Genomic DNA, 20,571 nt, shown 5'->3' with positions numbered 1-20,571 from the left:
GACAGATGAGGGGGCGCAGCGGAGCGATGTCTTGAGCACAAAGCGAAAGACTACGTCCGCCGCACCACCTCATCCGGCTACCGCGGCACCGTCGGCAAACACTCATTTCTTTGGAGGAATCTATGGCAATTGAAGGATCAACGGAACAGGCGCGCGAGCCGCGCATCCGCCTCGGCATGGTCGGCGGCGGAGCGGGCGCTTTCATCGGCGCCGTGCATCGCATAGCGGCTGCGCATCGACGATCAATTCGAGCTCATCGCAGGTGCGCTGTCGTCGACGCCGGAAAAGGCGATCGCATCGGGCCGCGATCTCGGCCTCGACCCGTCGCGCACCTATGCCAGCTATCGAGGAAATGGCGATCCGCGAGGCGAAGCTGCAAGAACGGCATCGAGGCGGTCTCGATCGTCACGCCGAACCATGTGCACTACGATGCGGCCAAGGAATTTCTGCAAGCCGGGGCATCCACGTCATCTGCGACAAGCCGCTGACATCCAATCTTGCCGATGCCAAGAAGACTGAAGAAGGTCGCCGACGAGAGCGGCGCGCTCTTCATCCTGACGCACAATTACACCGGCTATCCAATGGTCCGTCAGGCGCGCGAGATGATTGCCAATGGCGAACTCGGCGACATCCGTATCGTGCAGGCCGAATATCCGCAGGACTGGCTGACGAGAAGCCTGTCGAGCAGACCGGTGCCAAGCAGGCCGTCTGGCGCACCGATCCGGCGCAGTCGGGCGCAGGTGGTTCGACCGGCGATATCGGCACGCATGCCTATAATCTCGCCTGCCTTCATCACCGGCCTCGAACTCGATAGTCTCGCGGCCGATCTCGATAGTTTCGTCGAAGGCCGTCGCCTGGACGACAACGCTCACGTGCTTCTGCGCTTCAAGGCGAAAGGCAAGGAGAAGCCGGCCAAGGGCATGCTCTGGTGCAGCCAGGTGGCGCCCGGCCATGAGAACGGGCTGAAGATCCGCGTCTACGGCACGAAGGGCGGCTTCGAGTGGACGCAGGCTGACCCGAACTATCTCGTGGTACACGCCGTTCGGCGAGCCGAAGCGGCTGATTACCCGCAACGGCGCCGGGTTCCGGTGCCGCCGCTGCCCGCGTCTCACGCATTCCGTCCGGCCATCCGGAAGGTTATCTCGAAGCCTTCGCGACGATCTACACGGAAGCGGCGCATGCGATCAATGCGCACAAGAATGGCAAAGCGGTCGCCAAGGCCGTGGTCTATCCGACCGTCGATGACGGCGTGAAGGGCGTTGCCTTCGTCGAGGCCTGCGTTGCGTCGTCGAAGCGGAATGGGGCTTGGGTCAAGGTCTGAGAACCAGGTCTTGGGCGAGCCCCTCATATGGCTGACGCCACCTTCTCCCCGCGCGCGGGGAGAAGGGTATATGTCGCATCGCTTCATTAGAACGTTCGCTTTCGTGAGAGACGTTCCCTCGCCCCGTTTGCGGGGAACGTGATGGGCGGCGCCTATTCTGGCAATACCGTTAGGTCCGCTATCCGTCTGCAACGTTGCAGGATTGACATTTCCACTCTGTACAACGCCGGTTCCTTTGGTTAAACCGCCGCTCGAACGACCAGTCCAGTACCAGACGGGGTTTTCAGATGATCGAGCCTAAGACACTCGCCGCCCGCTTTCCGGGCGATTTCACCTTTGGCGTCGCGACGGCTGCCTTCCAGATCGAAGGTGCCAGTAAAGCGGATGGGCGCAAGGCGTCGATCTGGGATGCCTTCTGCAACATGCCGGGCCGTGTCTATAACCGCCATAATGGCGATGTTGCCTGCGATCACTACAACCGGCTCGAACAGGACCTTGACCTGATCAAGGACATGGGTGTCGAGGCCTATCGCTTCTCGATCGCCTGGCCGCGCATCATTCCGGATGGCACCGGGCCTGTGAATGAAGCCGGCCTCGATTTCTACGACCGTCTCGTCGACGGTTGCAAGGCGCGTGGCATCAAGACCTTCGCGACGCTTTATCACTGGGACCTGCCGCTGCTGTTGGCAGGCGACGGCGGCTGGACGGCGCGCTCCACGGCCTACGCCTTTCAGCGCTACGCAAAGACCGTCATGGCGCGTCTCGGCGACCGGCTCGACAGCGTCGCGACCTTCAACGAACCATGGTGCATCGTCTGGCTCAGCCATCTCTATGGCATCCATGCGCCGGGCGAGCGCAACATGCAGGCAGCGCTTCACGCCATGCACCACATGAACCTTGCGCACGGGCTTGGCGTCGAGGCGATCCGCGCCGAGGCGCCGAAGGTGCCAGCCGGCCTGGTGCTGAATGCGATGCCCGTCATTCCGGGGTCGCAGAGCAAGGCGGATATTGCAGCCGGCGAACGCGCGCATCAGTTCCACAACGGCGCTTTTTTCGATCCGGTCTTCAAGGGCGAGTATCCGAGCGAGTTCGTGGAAGCGCTCGGCGACCGCATGCCCATCATCGAAGATGGAGACATGACGATCATCAGCCAGAAGCTCGATTGGTGGGGCCTCAACTACTACACGCCGCTGCGTGTTGCCGACGACCCGGCGAAGAACGGCGATTTCCCCTGGACGGCCGAAGCGCCGCGTGCCAGCGACGTGAAGACAGATATCGGCTGGGAGGTTTATGCGCCCGGCCTCAAGCACGTCGTCGAAGACCTCTATCGTCGCTATGAACTGCCGGAATGCTACATCACCGAAAACGGCGCCTGCTACAACATGGATGTGGTCAACGGCGAGGTCGATGACCAGCCGCGCCTCGATTATTACAGCGATCACTTGGCGGTCGTTGCCGACCTCATCAAGGACGGCTACCCGATGCGCGGTTACTTCGCCTGGAGCCTGATGGACAACTTCGAATGGGCGGAAGGCTACAAGATGCGTTTCGGCCTCGTGCATGTCGATTACGACACCCAGGTCCGCACCGTGAAAAAGAGCGGCAAGTGGTACCGGCAACTGGCAAGCCAGTTTCCGGCGGGCAATCACAAGGCGGGTTGAAGCCCGAAAGGCCGGATGAGGGAACCGTATGGGAGACCCGACCTCCTTGCTGTCCGGTCGTTCGGTCGTTTGCTCCTTTCGTCGCTCACCCTCATCGCCTCGCTGACCGCCGGCATTTCTCCCCGCTTTGGAGAAGAAGCAAGCGGCGCGCGTTTCGTGACCCAGACAATTGCACGATGGGTGGTTTTTTGCCGCGCTGACCGATTCAAAGAAAAAATCTCTCTGTCAATCGTGACTGGAACTCCGCCATAAAGCATTACATCCCTGCGCATGGCAGCCATGCGCCGATCAAATTGAATCTTCCGGTTGTGCGATGATAAAGACTGCCTCTCTGTTCCGAATGCGTTGCCGAATGCCGGCCTGATCAGGCGCGCCGCGTCCCCAGCCATTCAGCGATTGCGGACTTTTTTGAACATCGAGAGCATCCATGCATTCCAACTCTTCAAGCGCGGCCAATGCCGCAAATACCGTCCTCTTCGAAGACGTATCGAAACGCTTCGGCGCCGAGAACAAATCGTTTACCGCACTTGATGCGGTCGATTTCGCCGTCGCACGCGGCTCCATTACTGGCATCATCGGGCGTTCCGGCGCCGGCAAGTCGACGCTGATCCGTCTTGTCAACGGCTTGGAACGTCCGACGAGCGGCAAGGTCATCGTCGATGGCGTCAACGTTCCCGATCTGGACGAGGCTGGCCTGCGTGCGCTCCGCCGTTCGGTCGGCATGATCTTCCAGCATTTCAACCTTTTGTCCTCGCGCACCGCCTTCGGCAATGTGGCGCTGCCCCTGGAAATCGCCGGTTTCGAAAGGGACGCCATTCGCACGCGCGTCGAGCCGCTGCTCGATCTCGTCGGGCTTTCCGACAAACGAGACCGCTATCCGGCAGAACTTTCCGGTGGCCAGAAACAGCGCGTCGGCATTGCCCGCGCGCTCGCCACGCAGCCGAAGCTTTTGCTTTCCGATGAAGCGACCTCCGCGCTCGATCCAGAGACAACCCAGTCGATCCTCGAGCTCGTGAAGCGCATCAATGCAGAGTTGGGGCTCACGGTGCTTCTGATTACCCACGAGATGGAGGTCGTCAAAGCCGTGACCAGCGACGTCGCGGTGATCGACAAGGGTATCATCGTCGAGCGCGGCCGCACCTTCGATGTCTTTACCCGGCCGCAACATCCGACGACGCGCGCGTTGCTTTCCGGTTTGCCGGGCTCGAAGCTTCCGGCAGCGCTCGCATCCGGCCTGCGGCCGCAGAAGACACAAGGCGGGCGCGTTGCCGTGCGCATCACATTCTTCGGGCGCACTGCGGAACAGCCGCTGATCTCGCAGCTTATCCAGACGTTGGGTTCGGATATCAACATCATCGCCGGAACGGTCGACGAGATCGGCGGCGAACCCTACGGCTCGCTTATCATCGCCTATGCAGCGGATGATGCGACTTCCGCGAGAGCGGATGAATTCTTCAAGGCGAACGGTCTCGTTGCGGAGGTGCTCGGCTATGTCTCCTGATCTTCTGCTTCTCATAGGCAAGGCAACGCTCGATACGCTGCGCATGGTGGCGATCGCCGGCTTCATCGGCTCGCTGATCGGGTTGCCGATCGGCGTGTTCCTGGCGACTAGCGGCCGCGGCGAGCTCTTTCCGGCGCCTTCCGTGAATCGTGTCGTTGGACTGATCGTCAACGCGACGCGCTCGACACCTTTCATCATCCTCGTCGTCGCGATCATCCCGTTCACGCGCCTCGTCACTGGCACGTCGATCGGCACCAAGGCAGCGATCGTACCGTTGACGATCGCGACCATTCCGTTCTTCGCACGGCTCGTCGAAGCCGCCATTCGCGACGTCGACAAGGGCCTGATCGAAGCCGCCCGCGCCATGGGTGCGACCCCGATGCAGATCGTGCGCAAGGTGCTTCTTGCCGAAGCGCGTCCGGCGCTGACACTGGCGCTCACGATGACGCTGGTCAGCCTCATCGGCTATTCGGCAATGGTCGGCGCCGTGGGCGGCGGTGGGCTCGGCGATCTCGGCATCCGCTATGGCTACCAGCGCTTCATGCCGGATGTGATGCTGGTCGTCGTCATCGTCCTGATACTGCTCGTCCAGGCCGTGCAGAGCGCCGGCGATGCGCTTGCCCGCAGCTTCGACAAGCGATCCCGCAAGAATTGATCGAATTGCCCTATAACCCAAGGAGAGAAAACCGATGAAGAAAATCATCCTCGCGGCCGCCTTCGCAGCGGCCTTTGCGACTGCTGCCGCGGCCGAAACCATCAAGATTGGCGTGACGCCGGGTCCGCATGCACAGATCATGGAGAAGGTGAAGGAAGTTGCAGCGCCCAAGGGCCTCGACATCGAGATTCTGGAATTTTCCGACTATGTCGTGCCGAACCAGGCGCTTGCCGATGGCGAGTTGAACGCCAACTCGTTCCAGCACAAGCCCTATCTCGACAACCAGGTCGCCGATCGCGGCTTCAAAATCATTGACGTCGCCTATACGGTCAACTTCCCGATGGGCGTCTATTCCAAGAAGGTGAAGAGCCTGGACGAACTCGCTGATGGTGCTACCGTGGCGATCCCAAACGACCCGACCAATGGCGGCCGTGCTCTGCTGATCCTCGCCGATAAGGGGCTGATCAAGCTGAAGGATGGCGCGAGCCTGAAGGTCGGACCTGCCGATGTCACCGAAAATGCCAAGAATTCTGAAGTTCGCCGAACTCGATGCCGCCCAGCTGCCGCGTTCGCTGGACGATGTAGATGCCGCTGTTATCAACACCAATTACGCGTTGGAAGCCGGCCTTGATCCCTCGAAGGATCCGATTGCCCGCGAAGGCGAAAAGGCGCCCTATGTCAATATTCTGGCGGTCAACGAGAAGGACAAGGATCAGCCTTGGGTGAAGACGCTGGTCGAAGCCTATCACAGCGATGCCGTGAAGCAGTTCATCGCCGATACTTTCAAGGGCTCGGTCATCGCCGGCTGGTAAGCGGCGGCCAAAACCGTTATGAAATCAATCCCTTCCCGTTCCGCGGGGAGGGTATTTCAATGCCCAGTGATTTTCATGGAGAAAAATCACCCGGATGAAGTCTTGTACCGTTCGCTTTAACCGTTTTTGAAGCCTTGACTGGCAAAGTCCCCCGTTATCGGGGAGTAATGTATGCCTGCGTTCTTTAGGCAAAAAAATCAGCCTTCGGGGATCGGCCGCCACGCAACTGTTACGGGTGTGCTTTTTTCCTTTGCGGTTATGGTCGCGGTCGTTACCGTCATGGTGCTGACGGCGCTGTCGCGCGTCACCGATAACGCCAATATTCTCGACGACGAACGTTCGCGTGAAACCACGGCCGGGGCGCTCAAGACATTCGAAGCGCAACTCGGCGCGACGCTGAACGACTATGCCGCCTGGGACGATGCGGCCGCCAATGTCTATGCCAGAGATGGCATGGCATGGACGATCAGCAACTACGGCGAAATGTCCTCCAACAGCGCGCTTTTCGACGTGGCGATCGTCATAGATGACGACAAGAAACCGCTGATGGTCTATCGCGACGGCCAGCCGATGGAGGGCGCGCTTGACGATTTCTTTGCGCCATCGTTCTGGACGTTGTTCGACAAAGTGAAGGCCGCCGGGCTTGAATCACCGGAAGCCGTGGGTTTCGTCGGCACCAGGAGCGGCATCGCGGCGGTCGGCGTTGCGCTCGTGCGGGAAAAATCCGGCACGCTGAATGCACCTGCGGGGCAGCGCCGCTATCTGATTTTTGCCCGCCATCTGAACGACGAGACGATCAGGAGCCTCGGGGAGACCTATGTCATCCAGGGATTGAAGCTGGTGCCAGCCGCTTACGACGCGCAATATTCCGTGGCGATCGATGATGCCGCCGGCAAGGCGCTCGGGAAACTGTATGGATTTCGCGTTCGCCGGGCGACATCAGCTATGCACAGGTGCGCCCGACGGTTGTGAAGGCACTCGGTCTCGTCGGGCTGTTCTTCGCCGGCCTGCTCGTCATAGGCTGGCTCGCCGGACGCCGGCTCAAGGCGGAGGAAAACAATGCCCGCGAGGATGCGCTCCGCGATCGCCTCAGCGGGCTGTCGAACCGTGAAGGCCTTGGGATTGCTGTCGATGACGTCGTTGCCAAGGCGAAGCAGACCGGTAAGAACGTACTGCTTCTCTATCTCGACCTCGACGGTTTCAAGGAAGTCAACGATAGCTACGGGCATGGCACCGGTGATCAGTTGATCCGCGCGGTGGCTGCCGGCCTCAAGGTGCTGATCCCAAAGGGCGCGGTTCTGGCGCGCATTGGCGGCGACGAATTCGCGATTGCTTTCCTGTCTGAAGGTGGCAACGCCGATGCCCTGCAGCTTTCGGAACAGATTCTGGATTTCCTGGCGGAGCCGCTCGAGATCGGCCGGCGCGTCGTCGTCATCGGCGCCAGCATTGGCATCGCGATGGCTGCTGGCGGGACGATCGGTCGCGAAGAATTGGTCCGCCGTGCCGATCTTGCGATCGTACAAGGCCAAGGAAGCGGGCCGGGCCCGCATGACGCTTTACGATCCCGCGATGGATGCCGACCGCGAGGAGCGCAACGCGCTTGAACTCGATCTGCGCGTTGCGATCGAAAGCGGCGATCTGACGCTTGCCTATCAGCCGCTGATCGATGCTTCTACACATGAGATGAACGGCGTCGAAGCGCTGGTGCGCTGGAATCGTCCCGGCCACGGACCTGTATCGCCGGACGTATTCATTCCGATCGCCGAAACAAGCGGGCTTATCGAGGCGCTCGGTCTCTTTGTGCTGCGCAAGGCCTGCGAGACCGCCAAGCAATGGCCGGAGCTGCGCGTTGCCGTAAACGTTTCCCCCGGCCAGTTCCGGAATCCGGCCTTTACCGACTATGTTCGCTACGTCCTGAAACAGACGGAGATCGAGGCGGAGCGCGTAACGCTGGAGATCACCGAAGGATACATGATCCAGAATCCGCAGCGCACCCGGCAATCGATCGAGCGGCTGAAGACGCTCGGCGTCAAGATCGCGCTCGATGATTTCGGCTCGGGCTTTTCGTCAATCGGCTATCTCCGCCAATTCGGTTTCGACCGCATCAAGATCGACCGTTCGCTGGTCGAGGGCGTGACCGAAAGCGACAGCCAGCGCGAGATGTTGCAGGCAACCGTCGCGCTTGCCCGCTCACTGGATATTCCGGTGACGGCCGAGGGTATCGAGACAGAAGAGCAAGCGCTCGCCGTTCGCCTCTTTGGTTGCGATTGCCTGCAGGGTTATTTCTTCAGCAAGCCGGTGCCGGCAGACAGGATCACCGAAATGCTTGAGGCACGCCGTGCCCTGGACGCGATGCCGCGCCAGATAACCGCTGCCTGAACCTAAGTCCCGATGTGCTTCTGGCCGCGTTTCTTGGCAAGCGCGATCTGCATGTTGCCGCTGGCGGTAGCGCAGCCGGTCGTCTTCAGTGCGCGTGTGGTAGCAGCTGCTGCAGGAAACGCCTTCCTCGTAAAGCGGCGACGTCATCTCTTCTGCGGTGATCGGATTGCGGCAGGCATGGCAGAGCTTGTACTCGCCTTCCTTCAGTCCGTGCTCGACCCATACCCGCTCGTCGAAGACGAAGCAGGCGCCGTCCCACAGGCTTTCCTCCTGCGGAACTTCCTCCAGATATTTCAAGATGCCGCCCTTGAGGTGGTAGACCTCCTCAAAACCCTGCTCCTTCATGAAAGCCGTCGCCTTTTCGCAGCGGATGCCACCGGTGCAGTACATGGCGATCTTCGGCTTGTTGTGCAGGCCGGTGTTCTGGCGCACCCATTCCGGAAATTCGCGGAAGGTCTTGGTTTTCGGATCGACGGCGCCACGAAAGGTGCCGATCGCCGTTTCGTAGTCGTTGCGCGTGTCGATGACGATGGTGTCGGGATCGGATATCAAGGCGTTCCAATCCTGCGGCATCACATAAGTCCCAACCACCTTGTTGGGGTCGATATTCTCGACGCCCATCGGTGACGATCTCTCTTTTGAGTTTCACCTTCATGCGCAGGAAAGGCATTTTGGATGCGCGGCTTTCCTTGTGCTCCAGGGCGGTGAATTCCGGCTGCGCCCGCAGGTAGGCGAGCACCATTTCGATGCCAGCATCCGGCCCGGCGATCGTCCCGTTGATACCTTCATGCGCCAGGAGCAGCGTTCCCTTCACGCCGTTTTCATCGCAAAGCGTCTGCAGCGGCGCGCACAGGCTTTCGAAGCGCGGCACGGAAACAAAATGATAAAGCGCCGCCACGAGGAACGGGGTGGTGTGATTGATGCTGTCGGTCATGCGCGCTGAAATACAGTCTGGAGCGTTTTCACGCAAGCGTTGCCATTGCGGCCAGCTAAGGATCGACACTTGTCGAATTCAGTTCCGGCTCAACTGCCAGAGGGCTTCAATCCGGTTTGCCTCGTGTTGCGGTTTGTCGGCAAAGACGCGGCCGGCGTCGGCGAGCGCACTTTGCCGCTCTTCCTGCTGGCGGAAGATGATGGCATCGAGCAGGTGGGCGAGATCTTCATTGCGCGTAAAGAGCTGCGGCTCGGCCTCAACCAGTTGCGAAAGCACCGAGAGATCGTTGACGTGGCCGAGCCGTTCTGCGAGATCCTTGGCTGCATCTTGCTTCGCCTTCATCGCGGCGGGCCACAGATTGTGCAGCAGCGCGTGATAGAGCCGGTAGTCATAGGTCCGCTTGCGCAGTTCATGAAAATCCTCGACCGCTGCCGTATCGTGGCATGCATCGCGCGCTGTCCGCCCCCTTCGCAAAGTTCGCTGCCAGCTTTTGGCAAGCATGCGGGCGTTTCTACGCGGGTTGCTCTTGAAAGAAACCTTATCGACTGCGGCGATCGCGTCCTTTAGCAAGATGGCCGTGTCGTGAAGCTTCTGTTCAAGGCCGCTTTCGGCCTCCGCCATCCAGTCACGCCGTGCTTGCAAAATGGTGACGACGCGGCTGAGCGCCTCGCTCTCTGCGTCGCTGCGGGCGCCTTTTTGCAAATATTCGGCAGTGCCGATCAGGGCTGCTGCGTCCCGGATCGATGAAAGCGATTTTGCGGTGTCGCGCAGCCTGGCATTTTGTCGCTTCTGAAAGTCCGGCACCTCTTTCGCCACGAGCCGGTAGAGAGAGCGCAGCCGCTTCACGTTCTTGCGAAAATCATGGACCGCCTCATGCGCGCCGTCCGGCCGCTCCTCGAGAACGGCAATGGCACATTCAAGCTGTTCCGTTGCCACTCTTCGGAACTCATCGGTGAAATCGAAATCAGGCCGTATGCGAAAGGGCATCCTGATCGTACTCGAATTCGGTCGCGAGCGCTTGGTTGGAATAGCGGAAATCGCCGGTCACTTCACGGCCAAGCCAGGCGGGGCGGGAGGGATCGTCATTTTCGGACTTCATCTCCACCTCAGCAATCACCAGGCCGCGATGCGCACCGGCAAAGACATCGACTTCCCAGACGAAGTTGTCATGCGGAACCCGGTAACGCGTCTTTTCGATCACCAGGCCAATGGTGCTCTGCATCAATTCTTCGGCGTCAGAAACGGGGATTTCGTATTCGAACTCGTCGCGGGTGACGGTACTGCGGCCGATCTTGATCGTCAGCCGCGCGCGCTTTCCATCAAGTATGCGCACACGCACCGACCGGTCGTCCATCGAGGCGATGTAACCTTGTCTGAGGATCGATTTCGTCTCGGCCCTCGCGCGCCAGCCGTCGTCGCGTACCAGAAATTTCCGCTCGATCTCTTTCGCCATTTCAGTGAACCTTTTGTGACGATCGCCGTACCGTAACGTAAAACCCCTGGGAGGGATACCCATCTTCGTGCCGCATCTGTTTTGTCTCGACAAAGATGGTCCAGAGAGGTATTCGGGAGCCCAATTCAATCGTTTAAGGAACCGTGCGGCCATGGGCGAGAAGACAGAAAAGCTCCTTTCCATCCTCAAACTCCAGCCAGTTGTTCCGGTGCTTATCGTCGATGACGTGAAGTCCGGCGTTTCGCTGGCGCGTGCGCTGGTCGCCGGCGGCCTGAAGGCGATCGAGATCACCATGCGCACGCCTGCAGCACTTGATACGGTCCGTGCCGTTGCGCAGGAAGTCGAAGGTGCGGAAGTCGGCGCAGGCACGATCCTGAATGCCCAGCAGTGGGACGCGGCAATTGCTGCCGGCTCGAAGTTCGTCGTCAGCCCGGGGGCCACGCAGGAACTGCTCGATGCCGCTTCGGCATCGCCGGTTCCGCTGCTGCCGGGCGCTGCGACGGCAAGCGAAGTCATGGCGCTTCGCGAAGAAGGCTACCAGGTGTTGAAATTCTTCCCGGCCGAACAGGCGGGCGGTGCCGCATATCTCAAGGCGCTCTCCTCGCCGCTCGCCGGCACCGTTTTCTGCCCGACTGGTGGCATTTCGCTCAAAAACGCCAATGATTACCTGTCACTGCCGAACGTCATCTGCGTTGGCGGATCCTGGGTGGCGCCGAAGGAACTCGTCGCTGCGGGCGATTGGGACGGCATCACTAAGCTCGCCTCGGAAGCGGCTGCGCTGAAGGCCTGACATTATCCTGATCGCTTCAGGATGCCGGCGGCTTCGCCGGCATTTGTATTTGTCGATCCGCTTCCTATCTTCAGGTCTGCCTCAACAGGGAGACGATGAAGGATGTTCGACGCGAAGAAGCTTCTTGACCAGTTCCTGGGATCGCAAATACCGGGCGTCGGCGGAAGTGTCCGCAACCGGGCCGGCGATGCCGTCCAGTTGGCCAAGGATAATCCGTGGAAGGCCGGAGCGCTGGCGACTGTGTTTCTCGGAACGAAGACGGGCCGCAATATTGCCGGCAACGCGCTGGCAATCGGCGGGCTCGCAGCTATCGCCGGCCTCGGATACCAGGCCTACAAGAATTACCAGGCGGGCCAGGCACCTGCCACGCCTTCGGACGCCCCTCCGCCCTCGACGCCGGTTCTTCTGCCGGCACCCGCCGATTCAGGTTTCGGTCCGGCTTCGCCTGCTGGCAGCAACGAATTTGCCCTCGCGCTGATCCGCGCCATGATCGCGGCAGCCAAAGCCGACGGGCATATCGACGACGCCGAGCGAGCGCATGTCATGGACAAGATAAAGGCCGCCGACGTCAGCGGCGAAGCCGCGTCCTTCATCGAGCACGAGCTTGCCTCGCCGACCGATCTCGACGCGCTGGTCGCCGCCGCCACTACGGAGGAACAGAAGGTCGAGCTCTATACGGCTTCGCGGCTGACGATCGAGCCGGACTCTGCGGGCCGAACGCGGCTATCTCGATCTTCTTGCCGGCCGTCTTGGCCTTGCCGATGCGCTTGTGGACCACATCGAAGCAACGGTTTCCTCCGCCAAGGTTTCCTTGTCACGGTGACATGCAGGCTGGTTGCCTTTCCAGGGCGGCTGGCCTATCCACTCTTCCGACGAGAGGAGTGAGCATGCGCGATCTATCGAATTTCAAGGTGCCGGCACCTGATTATGTGACACTGAAGGGGCGCTACGTGACGGTCGAGCCCTATGTTCGCGCGGAGCACCTTCAGGCGCTCTGGGACGGCCTCGGCGGCATGGGCGTCAACCCGCTGCTTCTCTACTTCGCGCAGGATGATTTTGCCGGCATCGACGATTTCGCCAAGTGGCTTGAGAACGCCTATACCAAGTCTGGCTGGCTCACCCACATCTTCCGCGACACCTCCACCGGCATGATCGTCGGCATGGCCAATTATATGCGTGCCGACCCGGCCAACGGCGTCGTCGAAATCGGCGGCGTGGCGCACGGGCCGGATATGAAGCGTTCGCCGCTTTCCACCGAAGCGCACTACCTGATGGCCAAGCACGTCTTCGAGGACCTCGGGTACCGCCGCTACGAATGGAAGTGCGACAACAACAACGAGGCCAGCAAGACGACGGCCGCGCGCTACGGCTTCAAGTTCGAAGGTGTCTTTCGTCAGCATATGATCTCCAAGCGCCGCAACCGCGACACGGCTTGGTTCTCGATGATCGACAGCGAGTGGCCGCTGATCAGCGAGGCTTTCGAGACCTGGCTTTCGCCGGAGAACTTCGACGCCCAAGGCAAGCAGCGCCGGCGCCTGCAGGATATCCGTTCCGATCTTGAAAAGGAAAGGCTCGCATGAGCCCCGAAAGCCGTTCTCAGGCGATCGCCGCCGCGACCATCCTCATTTGCGCGGGACTGGTCATCTATTTCCTGCCGACGCTCGTTCTTTGGATCGGCAGCTATTCTCCCGCGCTTGCGGTCATTGCCGGCGCGGCGCTGCTGCTCGGCTTCTTCGCGATATTCTGGCTGAGGGCGCGCTATCAGCGAGGCAGGGGGAAATAAGAGCCTACCCCTGAAGCGAGGCGCCCAGCAGCAGCACGCCCATGCAAATCACCAGGACGGCGCCCAGGATTTCGATCGCGTTGCCAATCCAGATCGATCTCGCTGAGCCACGGCCGGAGATGCGGACGGCGGTGCCCTTGGCGGCGACGGCAAGGATCGCGAGGATGGCGACCGTGATGGCCGTGCCAAGCGACATGGCGAGGACAGAAAGAATGCCGCCGAGGTAAAGGCCATTCAGCAGCGAAAAGGTCATGACGAGCAGCGCGCCGGAGCAGGGGCGAAGGCCGACGGCAACGATCGCAGACCAGGCTTCCCGGATACTGAATTTGTCGCCGCCCAGCAGCGACGGGTCCGGCGCATGAGAGCGGCCGCAGGTTTCGCAGGCCATCCCGGCGATGAAGTTATGTCCCGCCTTGCGTGCCTGCTTCTCGCCGAAGGCATAGGCTTCCCTGCGGCTTTCGTTGTCCTTCCAGTCGAGCATCATGCTGACCGGACCGGCAGAGGTCTCCACGACTTCACGCTTTGGCAGGCCGCTGATCATCGAACGCAATTTGCGAAAGAGCAGCCAGCCACCGAAGGCGATGACCATGACGAAGCTTGTGATCTCCATCGCATTCGTCGCCTGCGTCAGCGTTATGCCGCTGCCACGCAGGATGAGCCAGGCACCGCCGACGAGCGCCACTGCCACTGCACCCTGAATGAAGGCTGAGATGAAGGAGATCACTACGCCGCGCTTCAGCTCGATTTCGTTGGCGATCATGTAGGAGGAGATCACTGCCTTGCCATGCCCAGGACCGGCCGCATGAAAGACGCCATAGGCGAAGGAAAGGCCGATCAGCGACGAAAGCTGCCACGGGTCCTCACGCATTGCCTTCAGGGCATCCGTCAGCGCGCGGTAGAAGGCCTGCTGTTCGTAATTGATGTAGGCAAGCAGCGGCGCCAGCGGTCCGCCTGTCGGCTGGAAACTCGGCTCCGCAGTTCCAATCCCGAGCGGCGATTGCGCATGCGCCACGTTCATCAGCGCAAGCAGCGCGAATGCGGCCGTTGGAAGGAACAGCAAAGTGTTCCGTTTCAGCATGAAACCTCCAGCCTGGTGGCAAAGAGCTTGGACATGTCGGTGCCGGTCGGATCGTTGAAGAAGGCGTCGGTCAGCGACTGCTTGTTTTGAGAAATCACCTGATCGGCGTCCGGCCGCAGCACATCATGCTTGCAGTTCTTGAAGCCGTCCCCGACTGTTGCCAGCTCCTTGTCCGTCGGGAAGTCGATCGAGGTGTAGAGCGTGGGGTCGTAGACGCCGAAGGTGAGTTTGCCCTTCAGTGGCATCTTCTCCGAGGGCTTTACCGCGAAGAACATCAGAAGCTGATCTTCCTTGTAGTCGACGTGAATGATGTCGGGCTTCTGCACGGTCACGTTCTTCCCGTCGATCGTCAGATTCATGTAGTAGTCGTAGTCCGAGAGCGATTCCCGGACAGTCTTGCCGACTTCGGCGAGCTCGTTCGGCTCCAGCTTCAGATCGGTGTTCTTGTCGAAATCCATGACGACGGAGGAGGAGAACACCTCGTCGAAACGCCAGACGTTTCGCAACTCCTGAACGCTCCCGTCGGGCGCTGCCACGACTTCGAGCCGAGCTTCCACGAAAATATGCGGGTGTGCCATGGCCGCGGCCGGCGCAAGTAAGATCAACGCGGTCATCAGGTAAGTGGATTTCTTCATGTGTCGGGTTACCGCTCTGCCCAAATCGGTTGATGTCTTCTTGCCGGAGAATGGGACGGAATTGGGACCTGCCTCAAGGTGGCAAAGTGAATCAGGCCGGCTTCAAGCCTGCTTCTTGAACCAAGCATGGAGGTAATCCACGAAGATGCGGACCTTTGCCGGCAGGTAGCGCCGATGCGGATAAACGGCATAAATCCCGCGATCGGTAGGTATGTAGTCGTTGAACAGCGTCACGAGCCGGCCGTCCTCGATCGGCTTACGAGCGATGAAGTCCGGGATGACCGCAATGCCGATGCCGGAAAGAGCCGCGCGCAATGTCGCATGCGGGCTGTTCACCTCGATCGGTCCGGAAACCGCGACGGCGAAGGACGTGCTGTCCGGATTGTAGAAACGGACGCTTGCCTGCGTGCGCGAGTTCGTATCCACGATGAAGGGAACGTTGGAAATGTCCGTCGGATGTTCGAGGTTCGGATAGCGCTCGAGAAACTCCGGCGTGGCGCAGACGTGGACGCGGAAATCCGAGATCTTTCGCGCGATCATTCCCGAATCTTCGAGCTTCGTGACGCGGATCGCCAGGTCGAAACCTTCTTCGATCAGATCGACGAACCGGTCGTCTGCGGCGATTTCCAGCTGCAGGTCCGGGTTCTCCTTGGCAAAATCGATCAACGACTGACCGACATCGGCATCGACAAAGGTGCGCGGCACCGAGATCTTCAGCCGGCCTTTGAGTTGCGCGTTGTTCTCGCGGACCAGATCGGCGAGGTTGTCGATCTCCTTCAGGATGTCGGAGGCGGTGCGGTAATAGGTATGCCCGGCCTCGGTCATCGAAAACTGCCGGGTGGTGCGATTGAGCAGCAGGGCACCCAACTCGTCTTCCAGCTCGCGCACATATTTGGAAAGCAGCGCCTTGGAGCGGCCGGTGCGCCGCGCTGCGGCGGAAAAACCTTCCGCTTCAACGACATCGATGAAGGCGCGTATGCGCGTCAGTGTGTCCATGGCCATCTCCCGTTGTTACGAAAGATTGAACAAATTGCGCGCAGTTGTTCAATTTATTTTTTTGAGCGAGGGACAAAAAAATTCTTGATTATGACTGCGAATATTCTTATCTCGTCCTCAGCCCAAAGTCGCACGTGCCCATGGGTGTCCGCCGACCCTCGATTAGGTGAGGTCATCGGTAAGGTACCTGGAACTAACCCCTCCAGTCGCTATTCCGGCCAACCGGGAAATGCGAGGACGCCTAAGCAACGACGGTGCGGGCCTTTCTGGTGTCTTCCGGCTTTCCATCAGCCGGGGTTACTGAAGAGGCACACCTTCATTGCCGGAAGTGCGGTTGGGATTTTCCCTCCAATCCATGGCAGACAAAGCCGAACTATGCCGCTGTCGTGGCGTTGGTTCAATATTTGCGCATCGAGCGCTTGCTATGGTTCCGGGGTCTCCACCGGCTGGTTCCAATGCGAGCATTCGTATGCCCTTTGTCCTCCGGTTTTTGCCGGAGCTCTGGAATTGGAAGAGGGAATCGATATGACCACCCAGCGCATCCGCGACTTTCTCGCAACCCGACGTCCCGACGGTCCTTGCCTCGTGGTCGACCTCGACGTCGTGCGCGACAATTTCAACGCCTTCCGTCATGCGATGCCGGACAGCGCGATCTATTATGCTGTCAAGGCAAACCCGGCGCCGGAAGTGCTGAAGCTGCTGGCTTCCCTCGGCTCCAATTTCGATTGCGCGTCTGTCGCTGAAATCGAAATGGCACTGGATGCCGGTGCGACCGCTGCCCGCATCTCCTACGGCAATACGATCAAGAAGGAGCGCGACGTCGCCCGCGCCTGGGCGCTCGGCGTCAGCCTCTTTGCGGTCGACAGCCACGAGGAAGTCGAGAAGATCTCGCGCGCCGCTCCCGGCGCCCGCGTGTTCTGCCGCGTGCTTACGGATGGCGAAGGCGCCGAATGGCCGCTATCGCGCAAGTTTGGCTGCGTCCCGCAAATGGCTGTCGATGTTCTTGTCTATGCCCATCAGCTTGGCCTCGAATCCTATGGCGTCTCGTTCCATGTCGGTTCGCAGATGACCAAGGTCGATGCTTGGGATTCGGCTCTTGCCGATGCCAAGCGCGTTTTCGTGCAGCTTGCCAAGCAGGGCATCCATCTGCAGATGGTCAACATGGGCGGCGGCTTCCCGACGAAATACCTTCGTGACGTTCCGTCGGCCGAGGCTTATGGCCGTTCGATCTACCAGAGCCTGCGCGATCACTTCGGCAACCAGATCCCGAAGACGATCATCGAGCCGGGCCGCGGTATGGTCGGCAATGCCGGCGTCATCAAGGCTGAAGTGGTGCTTGTCTCGAAGAAGTCGGACAACGACACGGCGCGCTGGGTATTCCTCGACATCGGCAAGTTCGGCGGTCTCGCCGAAACGATGGACGAGGCCATCCGCTACCCGATCCGCACCGAACGCGACGGCGACAAGATGGAGCCTTGCGTCATCGCCGGCCCGACCTGCGATTCGGCCGACGTGCTCTACGAGAAGAACCTCTACCCGCTGCCGGTGAGCCTCACCATCGGCGACGAGGTTCTGATCGAAGGCACCGGTGCCTATACGACGACCTATTCGGCGGTTGCTTTTAATGGCTTTGAGCCGCTGAAGGCCTACGTCATCTGATCCAGCCGGCCCCGTAGCCAATCGGGGCGGCACCTTCGCAATTTTCCTTTCGACACCGTCTGAAACGGTTTTGAGTTCGGGAGGCCAAGATGGCCGCTGTTCTTGATTCTGTCCGCGCATTCTTTGCGCCCTCCGTCTTCACCATCGATTCCGAGAATCCGTCGGATGTCGTACCGCGCGAGAACCTGCTCGATCGCGCCATGGGCCCGAACCGCCGCAAGAAGTCGTCGGAGAAGATCCGGCGCGGCCGCATCCCGGCAGATGGCTTGGCACTTGTCGCGCGGGACCGCGACGGCCATCTCATCGGCACCGTCCGCCTCTGGAACATCGAAGCTGGCGTCAACACCGATGGTACGTCCATCAATGCGTTGCTGCTCGGCCCTTTGGCCGTCGATCCGACCTTTGAGGGCAAGGGTGTCGGTTCGGCGCTGATGCGTGCGGCGATTCTCGAGGCCAAGAACCGCGGACATGGCGCGATCCTGCTCGTCGGAGATGCTGCCTATTACGAGCGCTTCGGCTTCTTTGCCGAGAAGGCTTGCCATCTCGTCATGCCCGGCCCGTTCGAACGCTCGCGCTTCCTGGCGATGGAATTGAGGGAAGGCTGGCTTGACGGCGCAGCCGGCATGGTTGTTCCCTCGGGGCGCATGCTGGCCAAGGCGCCGCTCCGGAAGGCCGCCTGACGGGTCAAGCCTCTCCCTGAAATGAACTGACCGAAAGTTGGACAACAACCTTCGGGGTCAGTTCAGAAACGGGAGGCGCCTTTTCTTCTAAGCCCTTATGCGCCCTTGCGCGACAAGCCACTGGACCGACTCCTGCACAGCCTGGAGGGAGCTGTGGCGCGGCGTGAACCCCAGCAGACGCCTTGCCTTCTCCATTGAGCAATTCGGGCTCCGGGCGATGTGCTCCCACGTCGCCCTTGCGTCCTCGGTGCTTTCCATTTTCGACCATTCGTCATAGGGGAAAAACTCAAGCTTCGGCTCATGACCGAACCAGCGAAACATCGCTTCGGCATATCCTCTCAGCGTCAGTGCCTGGTCGGAAACCGCGTGGAAGCTTTCTCCGGTTGACGCTTGCCAATTGCTGATCGCTGCCATGAACATGCCTGCCACATCGTCAGCGTGAACGTGATGAACGGTCTCCAAACCGAGATTCGGCAATCTCAGCGTCTCGCCGCGCGCAATCGTCGAAAAGACGGAAATGTTGAAATGTCCGACGGGGTTGAGTGGAGGCCAGCCCGGTCCAACGATATGGCCGGGATGGATGAGGGTTGCCGGAAAGGCCCGCCGTCGTGCCTCGCCTAGAAGATAGTCCTCGATTGCCTTCTTCTGCTCGCCATAGTCTCCAAAGGGCGTTTTCGGCGCATCCTCGCGCGTCGGAACCGAAATGGAATGGCCGTGCGTCCAGATAGTGCCGGTGTGCAGAAAATGGCCGACATGGCCATCCAATACTCCCGCCAGATGGCGAGCGCTCTCCAACGTGAAGCAGATCATGTCGATGACGATATCGGGCCTCAGCGCGCGGACGGCGGGGCCGAAGCTGCCTTCTTCCTCCATCTGCGCCCTATCCATCTGCTGCCGTTCGACGCTCTGCCATGTTGCGTGGGGACAGTAGGGGTCCGCTTTGCCGCGGCTGATTGCAACGACGTCATGCCCCGCCTCGACAAGACGCGGGACGAGATATGTGCCGACATGGCCAGTTGCTCCGATCACGATTACGCGTGCCATCGTTTTTACGCTCCTGCGGTGTGTTGTGCTGGTCCGGCCAGTATGTTGGGCGGCCGGTCGATAGGGCAAGCAGGATCATAAACTTTCACGTCCGCGTGAATCGGCGCTTCGGACGGATGAATTCTGCGTGGGATTGCGCTAGCTCATGGCGATGACCAGAGCCTTCGTCATATGGTTTGCCCTTTTCCTTTGCGCCGCGCCGGTCTCAGCCCAGCAGGAAAACGATCGCCTTGCGTCGCTGCTCGACAACTTCGCTTCCCGCGAGGAACTGAAATCGCTGAAAACCATCATCATTTCACGTGACGGAAAGATTGTTGCCGAGCGCGGCTATCGCGGACATACAGCGTCGGAATCGACCAATATCAAGTCCGCTTCGAAAGCGATCATCTCCGCCCTTGTCGGCATCGCCGTCAGCAAGGGTGTGCTCGAAGGACCGGATCAGAAGATTGCCCCGATCCTGAAGGCGGATCTGCCGCAATCACCCGATCCGCGGCTGAACGAGATCACCATCGGAAACCTGCTGTCCATGCAGGCGGGATTGGGCCGTATGTCGGGACCGAACTACGGACGCTGGGTTGCAAGCCGAAACTGGGTGCGTTTTGCACTCTCGCAACCCTTCGACGATCAGCCCGGGGGCCGAATGCTGTACTCGACCGCCTCCACGCATCTCCTGTCTGCAATCCTGACGAAGGCGAGCGGTAAGACAACCCTTGCCTTGGCACGGGAATGGCTCGGGCCAGTGAAAGGCTTTCGGATCGGCGCCTGGGAGCGCGATCCACAGGGCATCTATCTCGGCGGAAACCAGATGGCCATGAGCGCCCGCTCGTTGCTTGCGTTTGGCGAGCTCTATCGCAACGGCGGCAAGACGCGGGAGGGGCGACAAGTCGTTCCCGCCGAGTGGATTGCCGCGTCCTGGCAGCCGCGCACCAACTCGCGCTTCTCGGGCGATGCCTATGGCTACGGATGGTTTGAGCGCAATCTCGGCGGCGAGGACGTGCATTTCGCATGGGGCTACGGTGGGCAGATGCTCTACATCGTGCCGTCGCTCAATCTGACCGTGGTGATGACCTCGCAGGAAAGCGGGCCATCGGCCCGCAACGGCTATCGCGATGCCTTGCACGGCGTGCTGGGCGAGATTGTCGAAAATGCCCGGACATCCTGACCGGAAGGGATGGCGAAGGCACCCAGCC

15 protein-coding genes and 5 pseudogenes are annotated in these 20,571 nt (G+C 60.4%); 13 read left to right on the top strand and 7 right to left on the bottom strand.

The genetic code is table 11. From position 1 onward, the window contains the following. Window positions 1-122 precede the first annotated feature (122 nt). The 6 genes and pseudogenes from ACW4PC_RS11400 to ACW4PC_RS11375 all read left to right on the top strand — a co-directional run bounded on the left by ACW4PC_RS11400 (window position 123) and on the right by ACW4PC_RS11375 (window position 8,329). A pseudogene (locus tag ACW4PC_RS11400) lies at window positions 123-1,321 on the top strand (Gfo/Idh/MocA family protein). Between the two features lie 287 nt (window positions 1,322-1,608). Next, window positions 1,609-2,982, top strand: a complete 1,374-nt coding sequence (locus tag ACW4PC_RS11395) for a GH1 family beta-glucosidase (RefSeq protein ID WP_455873893.1) — start codon at window positions 1,609-1,611, stop codon at window positions 2,980-2,982. A 427-nt stretch (window positions 2,983-3,409) separates the two neighbouring features. Further along, entirely contained in the window at window positions 3,410-4,483 is a 1,074-nt protein-coding gene (locus ACW4PC_RS11390; protein WP_455873892.1) for a methionine ABC transporter ATP-binding protein, read from the top strand. Next, window positions 4,473-5,138, top strand: a complete 666-nt coding sequence (locus ACW4PC_RS11385) for a methionine ABC transporter permease (RefSeq protein WP_455873891.1) — start codon at window positions 4,473-4,475, stop codon at window positions 5,136-5,138. Before ACW4PC_RS11390 ends, ACW4PC_RS11385 begins: the two co-directional genes overlap by 11 nt. A gap of 34 nt (window positions 5,139-5,172) precedes the next feature. Continuing rightward, a pseudogene (locus ACW4PC_RS11380) lies at window positions 5,173-5,950 on the top strand (MetQ/NlpA family ABC transporter substrate-binding protein). A gap of 171 nt (window positions 5,951-6,121) precedes the next feature. Next, window positions 6,122-8,329: pseudogene (locus ACW4PC_RS11375) on the top strand (EAL domain-containing protein). Between the two features lie 2 nt (window positions 8,330-8,331). On the opposite strand, the pseudogene trhO reads toward ACW4PC_RS11375, so the two are convergent. The 3 genes and pseudogenes from trhO to ACW4PC_RS11360 form a co-directional block, all read right to left on the bottom strand. Then, window positions 8,332-9,263: pseudogene (trhO, locus tag ACW4PC_RS11370) on the bottom strand (oxygen-dependent tRNA uridine(34) hydroxylase TrhO). Window positions 9,264-9,341: 78 nt separating this feature from the next. After that, on the bottom strand, window positions 9,342-10,250 hold the full coding sequence (locus ACW4PC_RS11365; RefSeq protein WP_455873890.1) for a CHAD domain-containing protein: 909 nt from the start codon (window positions 10,248-10,250) through the stop codon (window positions 9,342-9,344). Then, window positions 10,228-10,716: a CYTH domain-containing protein gene (locus ACW4PC_RS11360; RefSeq protein WP_455873889.1), complete on the bottom strand. Its 489-nt coding sequence runs from the start codon at window positions 10,714-10,716 to the stop codon at window positions 10,228-10,230. The genes ACW4PC_RS11365 and ACW4PC_RS11360 overlap by 23 nt, the downstream gene beginning before the upstream one ends. Before the next feature lie 151 nt (window positions 10,717-10,867). Between ACW4PC_RS11360 and ACW4PC_RS11355 the strand changes: the two genes are divergently transcribed. The 4 genes and pseudogenes from ACW4PC_RS11355 to ACW4PC_RS11340 all read left to right on the top strand — a co-directional run bounded on the left by ACW4PC_RS11355 (window position 10,868) and on the right by ACW4PC_RS11340 (window position 13,289). Then, window positions 10,868-11,506 carry a 2-dehydro-3-deoxy-phosphogluconate aldolase gene (locus ACW4PC_RS11355; protein WP_074069709.1) on the top strand — a complete coding sequence of 213 codons (639 nt, stop codon included), beginning with the start codon at window positions 10,868-10,870 and terminating at the stop codon, window positions 11,504-11,506. Between the two features lie 102 nt (window positions 11,507-11,608). Continuing rightward, window positions 11,609-12,329, top strand: a pseudogene (locus tag ACW4PC_RS11350) (tellurite resistance TerB family protein). Between the two features lie 64 nt (window positions 12,330-12,393). Next, window positions 12,394-13,086 carry a GNAT family N-acetyltransferase gene (locus tag ACW4PC_RS11345; protein WP_455873888.1) on the top strand — a complete coding sequence of 231 codons (693 nt, stop codon included), beginning with the start codon at window positions 12,394-12,396 and terminating at the stop codon, window positions 13,084-13,086. Further along, complete coding sequence (locus ACW4PC_RS11340; protein ID WP_455873887.1) at window positions 13,083-13,289, top strand: hypothetical protein; 207 nt, start codon at window positions 13,083-13,085, stop codon at window positions 13,287-13,289. The genes ACW4PC_RS11345 and ACW4PC_RS11340 overlap by 4 nt, the downstream gene beginning before the upstream one ends. Window positions 13,290-13,293: 4 nt before the next feature. Here ACW4PC_RS11340 and ACW4PC_RS11335 read toward each other — a convergent pair whose 3' ends face one another. The 3 genes from ACW4PC_RS11335 to ACW4PC_RS11325 form a co-directional block, all read right to left on the bottom strand. Beyond that, entirely contained in the window at window positions 13,294-14,367 is a 1,074-nt protein-coding gene (locus ACW4PC_RS11335) for a nickel/cobalt transporter (RefSeq protein ID WP_455873886.1), read from the bottom strand. Further along, complete coding sequence (locus ACW4PC_RS11330) at window positions 14,361-15,002, bottom strand: DUF1007 family protein (protein ID WP_455873885.1); 642 nt, start codon at window positions 15,000-15,002, stop codon at window positions 14,361-14,363. The genes ACW4PC_RS11335 and ACW4PC_RS11330 overlap by 7 nt, the downstream gene beginning before the upstream one ends. Before the next feature lie 102 nt (window positions 15,003-15,104). Beyond that, a complete protein-coding gene (locus ACW4PC_RS11325) occupies window positions 15,105-15,998 on the bottom strand; it encodes a LysR family transcriptional regulator (protein ID WP_022715917.1) in 894 nt (297 codons plus the stop codon). Between the two features lie 525 nt (window positions 15,999-16,523). Here ACW4PC_RS11325 and odc2 point away from each other — a divergent pair. Beyond that, the gene (odc2, locus tag ACW4PC_RS11320; protein WP_455873884.1) at window positions 16,524-17,657 is read left to right on the top strand and encodes an ornithine/lysine decarboxylase; all 1,134 of its coding nucleotides are present in this window, start codon (window positions 16,524-16,526) and stop codon (window positions 17,655-17,657) included. Window positions 17,658-17,746: 89 nt separating this feature from the next. Beyond that, on the top strand, window positions 17,747-18,337 hold the full coding sequence (locus tag ACW4PC_RS11315) for a GNAT family N-acetyltransferase (RefSeq protein WP_455873883.1): 591 nt from the start codon (window positions 17,747-17,749) through the stop codon (window positions 18,335-18,337). Window positions 18,338-18,424: 87 nt separating this feature from the next. Here ACW4PC_RS11315 and ACW4PC_RS11310 read toward each other — a convergent pair whose 3' ends face one another. Then, on the bottom strand, window positions 18,425-19,381 hold the full coding sequence (locus tag ACW4PC_RS11310; RefSeq protein ID WP_455873882.1) for an NAD-dependent epimerase/dehydratase family protein: 957 nt from the start codon (window positions 19,379-19,381) through the stop codon (window positions 18,425-18,427). Between the two features lie 151 nt (window positions 19,382-19,532). Here ACW4PC_RS11310 and ACW4PC_RS11305 point away from each other — a divergent pair, with 151 nt between their 5' ends. After that, window positions 19,533-20,543, top strand: a complete 1,011-nt coding sequence (locus ACW4PC_RS11305; RefSeq protein WP_455874990.1) for a serine hydrolase domain-containing protein — start codon at window positions 19,533-19,535, stop codon at window positions 20,541-20,543. Window positions 20,544-20,571 lie beyond the last annotated feature (28 nt).

This window comes from Rhizobium yanglingense (assembly GCF_977109285.1).
The sequence above is the reverse complement of the archived record's forward strand: the minus strand, read 5'-3'. Positions and strand labels throughout refer to the sequence as shown.

Coding starts and splice junctions, on each gene's coding strand:
- ACW4PC_RS11395 (WP_455873893.1), top strand. CDS start 1,609: ATGATCGAGCCTAAGACACTCGCCGCCCGCTTTCCGGGCGATTTCACC.
- ACW4PC_RS11390 (WP_455873892.1), top strand. CDS start 3,410: ATGCATTCCAACTCTTCAAGCGCGGCCAATGCCGCAAATACCGTCCTC.
- ACW4PC_RS11385 (WP_455873891.1), top strand. CDS start 4,473: ATGTCTCCTGATCTTCTGCTTCTCATAGGCAAGGCAACGCTCGATACG.
- ACW4PC_RS11365 (WP_455873890.1), bottom strand. CDS start 10,250: ATGCCCTTTCGCATACGGCCTGATTTCGATTTCACCGATGAGTTCCGA.
- ACW4PC_RS11360 (WP_455873889.1), bottom strand. CDS start 10,716: ATGGCGAAAGAGATCGAGCGGAAATTTCTGGTACGCGACGACGGCTGG.
- ACW4PC_RS11355 (WP_074069709.1), top strand. CDS start 10,868: ATGGGCGAGAAGACAGAAAAGCTCCTTTCCATCCTCAAACTCCAGCCA.
- ACW4PC_RS11345 (WP_455873888.1), top strand. CDS start 12,394: ATGCGCGATCTATCGAATTTCAAGGTGCCGGCACCTGATTATGTGACA.
- ACW4PC_RS11340 (WP_455873887.1), top strand. CDS start 13,083: ATGAGCCCCGAAAGCCGTTCTCAGGCGATCGCCGCCGCGACCATCCTC.
- ACW4PC_RS11335 (WP_455873886.1), bottom strand. CDS start 14,367: ATGCTGAAACGGAACACTTTGCTGTTCCTTCCAACGGCCGCATTCGCG.
- ACW4PC_RS11330 (WP_455873885.1), bottom strand. CDS start 15,002: ATGAAGAAATCCACTTACCTGATGACCGCGTTGATCTTACTTGCGCCG.
- ACW4PC_RS11325 (WP_022715917.1), bottom strand. CDS start 15,998: ATGGACACACTGACGCGCATACGCGCCTTCATCGATGTCGTTGAAGCG.
- odc2 (WP_455873884.1), top strand. CDS start 16,524: ATGACCACCCAGCGCATCCGCGACTTTCTCGCAACCCGACGTCCCGAC.
- ACW4PC_RS11315 (WP_455873883.1), top strand. CDS start 17,747: ATGGCCGCTGTTCTTGATTCTGTCCGCGCATTCTTTGCGCCCTCCGTC.
- ACW4PC_RS11310 (WP_455873882.1), bottom strand. CDS start 19,381: ATGGCACGCGTAATCGTGATCGGAGCAACTGGCCATGTCGGCACATAT.
- ACW4PC_RS11305 (WP_455874990.1), top strand. CDS start 19,533: ATGACCAGAGCCTTCGTCATATGGTTTGCCCTTTTCCTTTGCGCCGCG.